The following is a 6,246-nucleotide window of genomic DNA, read 5'->3' as shown; positions in this document are numbered from 1 at the left end:
GTTGAAAGGCTGGGGTATCCATGATGGTAGACCTCAAGGTGATGGCCTACTTCAAGCTTAGCCTTTCAACACGTAATTGGGACATAGCCTTTTTTATTGCCCGAATGGAATGCTGGGCACTTATACCGGCATACCGACCATTTCACTGTAGGGCGTCGCGGATATACACCAGCTACGCCACTGCGATGCTCATTGCCTTGTCTAAATGCCTCTCTAATTACATACCTTGATTAACTCTTCTCAATGCATTGAAAGGGACATTACACCCCTACATGCAACCTTTTACCCGCTATCTTGCCCCGTCACGGCTTCACAACTAATCGATATCGAGATGGTCCCTCAGCTCAATATCTCCCCCTTTGGTCATACACTTGTTTGGCAAGACGCGGTTACCGCTCACCCTTGCGAAGTACATGCTGATAGCCATCTGTGTGGCACTTTCGAGATCAGGGCAAACAATCAAGTACACAAACAGGGGATTAGCTCATCATTTCGGCCACAGATCATCGCGTAAGCTGAGTTCAGCACAGCTATCACCGCCCTCTCTACATCCCATTTGATGGACAACTCATCGCGCAGTGGAAGCCAAAAAAGCGCCCAAAGAAGAGGCTGATAATAATCGATGAATGAGCCAATAGCCGTTGAAATGGCGGATATGAGCATGCGCCGCTCGCTATTTTTGTGAGCGCCAGCAAAGGTTGAGGATATGGTGTTGGGAGCAGATTGACTTTCTATTTAAACAGCGAAAAGTGAATATCACCAAAGGGAGTGTTTAATTTGGCCAGATCCTGTCACGGGATTATCACACACTACCTCACCAGGGCCGGAATGCGTCATGCAGAGTCACAAAGAATTAGCCCCGTTCTGTAGAGCACACAACGGGGCTGGATATTCAGGATGTTTTTTTCAGGCTGACCTTGTGCTGCTCCAGCAAATTCTCGGGGGGCGGCGGCACCTGCAGGTAGAACCCCTGGTTGGTCAACGCGGCCATCACCTTGCCGACATCAGCCAGCCCCAAGGGCTTGGCCGGGTCCAGCTTGGTCATCAGCACCAGCTCGGGACGCCCGAATGCGCTCAGCAGTGGCGCGGGAACACGGGAGAAATCCTCTCTTTTTTCAACAAAAAGGTAGGTCTCGGCTTTTTTGCGACTTTTATAGACTGCACACAACATGGAAATTGATATAATCCGACGAGTTTATTGCCTCTGATGGGGGCAAACTATAACATCAGGAATTGAATAACAATAACGGATTAGCATCTCTGCCTCGGGGAAGATTCATGGTTGAGCGCGATAACGAATTGAAAGGGACCACCTTCACTATTTCTGTGTTGCATATCAGCGATGGCGAGCCTGAGCGGGTACGTCAGTTGTTGGCCGAAAAAGTGGCCCAGGCACCCTACTTTTTTAATTGTGCGCCGCTGGTGATCAATGTTTCCCGACTGGAACATATTCCCGATTTCGAACAGCTCAAGGAGCTGGTGGAGTCCGAAGAGTTTGTGCTGGTCGGCATCACGGGGGCGCGCAGTGAAGAGATGAAGACAGCCGCCAAGGCGGTGGGACTGGCCGTGATGGTCTCGGGCAAGAGTCGCAAGAGCGAACCGGAACCCGAGCCTGCCCCCGCGCCAGCCGCCCCTGAGGTGGTTCCCGAGCCCGAACCCGCCCCCTTGATCCCGAGCAAGGTACATGTGGGACCGGTTCGTTCCGGCCAGCAGATTTATGCCGCCGGCACCTCGCTGGTGGTGCTGGGGTCCGTCAGTCCGGGAGCCGAAGTGCTCGCCGACGACAGCATTCATATTTATGGCACCCTGCGTGGCAGAGCCATTGCCGGTGCCCGGGGCAACACCCTGGCCCGGATCTATTGCCAGCAATTACAGGCCGAGCTGCTCTCCATCGCGGGCACATTCCAGCTGAGCGATGCATTGCCAGCAGGCCTGATCCAGCAACCGGTACACGTCCGGCTGGACAACGAACAACTCCGAATAGACCGTATCAAATAGAGTTACAAGGAAGCGAGAATGGCGCGAATCATAGTCGTTACATCGGGTAAAGGTGGCGTTGGCAAGACCACAACCAGTGCGGCCCTGAGCACCGGCTTAGCCCAGCGTGGTCACAAGACAGTGGTCATTGACTTTGACATCGGTCTGAGAAACCTGGATCTCATCATGGGCTGCGAGCGGCGCGTGGTGTATGACTTCGTCAACGTCATCAACGGGGAAGCAAACCTCAATCAGGCGCTGATCAAGGACAAACGCTCGGAAAATCTGTTTATCCTGCCCGCCTCCCAGACCCGGGACAAAGATGCCCTCACCCGTGAGGGGGTCGAGAAGATCCTGGATCAACTGGCGGAGATGAAGTTCGATTACATCGTCTGCGACTCCCCGGCAGGGATCGAGGCGGGCGCCCTGATGGCGCTCTATTTTGCCGACGAGGCGATCGTCACCACCAACCCGGAAGTCTCTTCCGTGCGTGACTCCGACCGCATCCTTGGCATCCTGGCCTCCAAGTCCCGTCGCGCCGAGCGTGGCGAAGACCCCATCAAGGAACACCTGCTGCTGACCCGCTACTGCCCGACCCGCGTCAACCGCGGCGACATGCTGAGCGTGCAGGATGTGCAGGAGATCCTGGCCATCCCGTTGCTCGGGGTGATCCCGGAATCCCAGGCGGTGCTGCGCGCCTCCAACTCCGGCGAACCGGTTATTCTGGACAAGGAGTCCGATGCCGGTCAGGCCTACGAAGATGCGGTGTCCCGCCTGCTGGGCGATGCCAAGGAATTTCGTTTTCTGGAAGAAGAGAAGAAGGGCTTCTTTAGCCGACTGTTCGGGAGTTAAACATGTCATTATTGGATTATTTTCGTTCCAACAAGAAACAGAACACCGCACAACTGGCCAAAGAGCGGTTGCAGATCATTGTTGCTCACGAGCGTTCATCCAGAGGGGGGCCGGATTACCTGCCCCAGCTCAAACAGGACATCCTCGATGTGATCCGCAAATACGTCAACATTGATCCGGAGAAGATAACCGTCCAACTGGATCAGAAGAGTGATGAGCTGTCGGTACTGGAGCTCAACATCACCTTCGCCGATGACAAGAAGGGATGAGCTGACGCCCTATGCGTGACCCCTTCCCCCAATGAAGACCGGATCCTGTCACTGGATCCGGTTTTTTATTGGCACAAAAACAGGTCACAGCGGCTCGCCTCATCTCGCCAAGGGGTCTGCCGACCGCTAGAATAGCGCCGCCCCGCAGGCAGTGATCTGCGTCGGCACCTTTTACTCTTTTCTGGAACAGACCGCTTATGTCTATGAATGACGAAATGCACAGCGTCGAGGAACTGCTCGATACCGCCCTCGAACTCTTTATGGAGCTGGCCTCTGACAACCTGCCAGAGCAGGAGATCGCCCGTTTCAATCAGGAGTTCAACGACCGCGGCCTGCTGGCCGAAACCGACCCGGCCGATGACTGGGAAGCGGACGTGGGATTTGCGGTGAGCGACACCGATTATGCCGAGATCTGGGTTGGCCTTGGCAATGAAGAACAAGAGTATGAGCACCTGTTTGCCCGCATGCTGCTCTCCCGCCGTGTTGACGAGAAGTTCTGCCACATCGAATGGCTGCCCCAATAATTCCGGATCCCGATGATCCCAGCCACTATCAGTGGGAGTCTGGCCCTGACGCCGTGGCCCCCGTGCGCGCATCTGCATCGTTTGGGCGCCGGGTGTTGAGGTGGGCAGGCAAGATCGCGCTGGCCGGGCTGCTCTGCTCGGTCGGCTCGGTCGCCTTGCTGCGTTTTATTGATCCGCCGATGTGGAGCTGGCGTATCGAGCGGGCCCTCTTTCCGCCCGCCAAGATCACCCAGGTGCGCCATCAATGGGTAGATCTGGAGTCCATCTCCAAAGAGCTGCAACTGGCGGTGATCGCCGCCGAGGATCAACGCTTTGCCGATCACAACGGCTTTGACATGGATGCCATCAACGCCGCGCTCAAGCACAACCAGCACAGCGAACGGGTGCGCGGCGCCAGCACCCTCAGCCAGCAGACCGCCAAGAACCTCTTTATGTGGAGTGATCGCAGCTTCCTGCGCAAGGGGCTGGAGGCCTGGTTTACCCTGCTGATGGAGCTGGGTTGGGACAAGGCCCGCATTCTCGAGGTCTATCTCAATATCGTGGAATTTGGCCCCGGCATCTATGGCGCCGAAGCCGCGGCCCGCACCTACTTTGGCAAACCGGCCAGCCGCTTGACCCGCTACGAGTCATCCCTGCTGGCCGCCGCCCTGCCCAATCCGTGGCGCTATCGGGTCAAGCCCCCGTCACCCTATGTGCAGAAGCGATCTGTCTGGATCCGCCGCCAGATGGGGCAACTGGGGCAGATCACCCTCAATCGGGTGCATCAGGCCGACTGATCCTCAGGGCTCATCGGGTTTCTCCGGTGGGCCCAGATGGCCGCCCACCGTTTCGCGATGGAGCGGCAGATAGTGCCACCACCAGGCCTCGCGCCGCCGCTTGATCTGTTGCCGCCGTCCCCGCTGCTTCATCCCCTCACTCCCAGCCAGATGATCCGCGCCTTAACCATACTCCCCCAACGGCAACTTGGACAGGCCAGCCACGCCCGGCGTACTGGTCTGGCCGCCACAGCCAATAATTGTTACAGTAGCGAACCTCGATGTATCTGGAGTGATTTCATGGAACAGCGTACCCCGGATCAGCTGGTCGAATGGGCCTATGATCAGTTTCTTGAGCAGGCCGCCGATATGCTGGCCCCCGAACAAATAGTCGACATCACCCTGGAGTTTGAGCAGCGTGGCGCCGTGGAGGCAACCCTGCCCAATGCCGACTGGTCGACCGAGCTGGGTGAGCCGGTCGATATGGAACGCTGGGTCGAAGTGTGGATCGGTTTGCTGGATCATCAGGATGAGTTTGAGGTGATCTTCGCCACCTTCCTGCTGCCCCGTCTGCTGACCGAAGATCAAGTGCATGTGCGCTGGCATCGCCAGCAGCAGGCATAAAAAAGGCGCCATCGGCGCCTTTCTTGTTTCTATTTTCACTTAATTCAGTTTTCTGCTAATCCTGCGCCGCGATGGCCTTGGCCAGACAGCGGCGGCACCAGCAAGCGCTGGCCTCCTGCATCGGCAGTACCGGCAACTGGCTGCACCAGCACTGCGCAATGGTCTGACCGGCAGAAACGGCGCAATAGGCCGGTTCGCCACAACCTGGACAGCGGTGGGTGCTTTTCGAGCCATTCAGCTCGGCCATCACCGCCAGCTGGGCCTTGCTATCCATCGCCGACCAGTGGCCGATCTCGGTCAGGGTGCGGCCACAACCAAGGCAGAGGCCATCCTTTGCCTTGCAAAGCCCAATGCAGGGACTCGGCACTTACTCCTGCTCCCCGCTCTGGGCTGCAGCGCCCCCCTCGGTCAGGGTAATGGCGTTATCTTCGATGGCAATCTTGCCCTGCTTGTAGAGGCCGCCGATCGCCTTCTTGAAGGTGCCCTTGCTCATGCTGAACAGCTTGTAGATAAGCTCGGGTTCGCTCTTGTCACCCACTGCCAGACTGCCTCCCTGCTTTTTCATCCGGCTCAGAATGCGCTCACCGGCGTCATCGACCCGCGCCAGACCCGGCTTTTGCAGGGTCAGATCCAGCTTGCCATCTTCGCGCACCTGCTTGACCCAAGCGGTTTGCTGCCGACCAGTCATCACCCGACCAAACACTTCGTTCTTGAACAGCATGCCGGGATACTGGCCGTTGACGATCACCTTGATGCCAAGGGGAGAGTGTTCACCCGGCAGGGCGGTCACTTCGTCACCGACCTTGAAATTGCTGCCGGCCGGGGTCAGGAAACGCTCGATGCGGCTGGTGCCGACCATGCGCCCTTCGTTATCCAGTTGCAGACGCACCAGATAGACGTGGCCCACCTGCATCGGCTTGTTCTGTTCGCGGCTGGGCACGAACAGATCCTTTTTCATTCCCCAGTCGAGGAAGGCACCAATCTTGTTGGCATTGACCACTTTCAGACCGGCAAATTCGTCCACCATGGCAAATGGCTTGTCGGTGGTGATCACCGGTTCGCAATCGGCATCCAGATAGAGGAAGACCTGCACGCTATCCCCCTCTTTCACCCCTTCCGGCAGTTGACGCTTGGGCAGCAGCAGTTCACCGTACTCATCGGCCGCAAGCCAGGCGCCACGGTCTTCGAGTTCAACAACGGTGAGGGTGTTCATCTTGCCAATCTGTATCATGGTGCTCTCTTTTT

10 protein-coding genes are annotated in these 6,246 nt (G+C 57.2%); 6 read left to right on the top strand and 4 right to left on the bottom strand.

Annotation, left to right across the window (positions count from 1 at the left end; genetic code table 11):
• Positions 1-892 precede the first annotated feature (892 nt).
• Positions 893-1,171 (bottom strand): YcgL domain-containing protein, encoded by a 279-nt coding sequence (locus ACW5W8_RS06170; RefSeq protein ID WP_498626930.1) that lies wholly within the window; start codon positions 1,169-1,171, stop codon positions 893-895.
• A 107-nt stretch (positions 1,172-1,278) separates the two neighbouring features.
• On the opposite strand from ACW5W8_RS06170, the gene minC reads away from it, so the two are divergent.
• The 5 genes from minC to mtgA all read left to right on the top strand — a co-directional run bounded on the left by minC (position 1,279) and on the right by mtgA (position 4,398).
• Entirely contained in the window at positions 1,279-1,998 is a 720-nt protein-coding gene (gene minC / locus ACW5W8_RS06165) for a septum site-determining protein MinC (RefSeq protein ID WP_498626929.1), read from the top strand.
• Positions 1,999-2,016: 18 nt separating this feature from the next.
• Positions 2,017-2,829 carry a septum site-determining protein MinD gene (minD, locus tag ACW5W8_RS06160; RefSeq protein ID WP_005336847.1) on the top strand — a complete coding sequence of 271 codons (813 nt, stop codon included), beginning with the start codon at positions 2,017-2,019 and terminating at the stop codon, positions 2,827-2,829.
• 2 nt (positions 2,830-2,831) lie between these two features.
• Positions 2,832-3,098, top strand: coding sequence for a cell division topological specificity factor MinE (gene minE / locus ACW5W8_RS06155; protein ID WP_005336848.1), 267 nt, complete (start codon positions 2,832-2,834; stop codon positions 3,096-3,098).
• Between the two features lie 197 nt (positions 3,099-3,295).
• A complete protein-coding gene (locus ACW5W8_RS06150; RefSeq protein ID WP_005352317.1) occupies positions 3,296-3,622 on the top strand; it encodes an HI1450 family dsDNA-mimic protein in 327 nt (108 codons plus the stop codon).
• Positions 3,607-4,398 carry a monofunctional biosynthetic peptidoglycan transglycosylase gene (mtgA, locus tag ACW5W8_RS06145; RefSeq protein ID WP_162517549.1) on the top strand — a complete coding sequence of 264 codons (792 nt, stop codon included), beginning with the start codon at positions 3,607-3,609 and terminating at the stop codon, positions 4,396-4,398. The genes ACW5W8_RS06150 and mtgA overlap by 16 nt, the downstream gene beginning before the upstream one ends.
• Before the next feature lie 3 nt (positions 4,399-4,401).
• Here the strand turns inward: mtgA and ACW5W8_RS06140 are convergent, their stop codons facing one another.
• Positions 4,402-4,530, bottom strand: a complete 129-nt coding sequence (locus ACW5W8_RS06140; protein ID WP_019445852.1) for a hypothetical protein — start codon at positions 4,528-4,530, stop codon at positions 4,402-4,404.
• A gap of 147 nt (positions 4,531-4,677) precedes the next feature.
• On the opposite strand from ACW5W8_RS06140, the gene ACW5W8_RS06135 reads away from it, so the two are divergent.
• The gene (locus ACW5W8_RS06135) at positions 4,678-5,001 is read left to right on the top strand and encodes an HI1450 family dsDNA-mimic protein (RefSeq protein ID WP_498626928.1); all 324 of its coding nucleotides are present in this window, start codon (positions 4,678-4,680) and stop codon (positions 4,999-5,001) included.
• Positions 5,002-5,056: 55 nt separating this feature from the next.
• Here the strand turns inward: ACW5W8_RS06135 and ACW5W8_RS06130 are convergent, their stop codons facing one another.
• Both ACW5W8_RS06130 and ACW5W8_RS06125 read right to left on the bottom strand, forming a co-directional pair.
• Positions 5,057-5,368 (bottom strand): DUF1289 domain-containing protein, encoded by a 312-nt coding sequence (locus ACW5W8_RS06130; RefSeq protein WP_498626927.1) that lies wholly within the window; start codon positions 5,366-5,368, stop codon positions 5,057-5,059.
• On the bottom strand, positions 5,369-6,232 hold the full coding sequence (locus ACW5W8_RS06125) for a CvfB family protein (RefSeq protein WP_498626926.1): 864 nt from the start codon (positions 6,230-6,232) through the stop codon (positions 5,369-5,371).
• Positions 6,233-6,246 lie beyond the last annotated feature (14 nt).

The organism is Aeromonas aquatilis (assembly GCF_054052405.1).
This window is presented reverse-complemented; position numbering and strand designations above follow the sequence as displayed.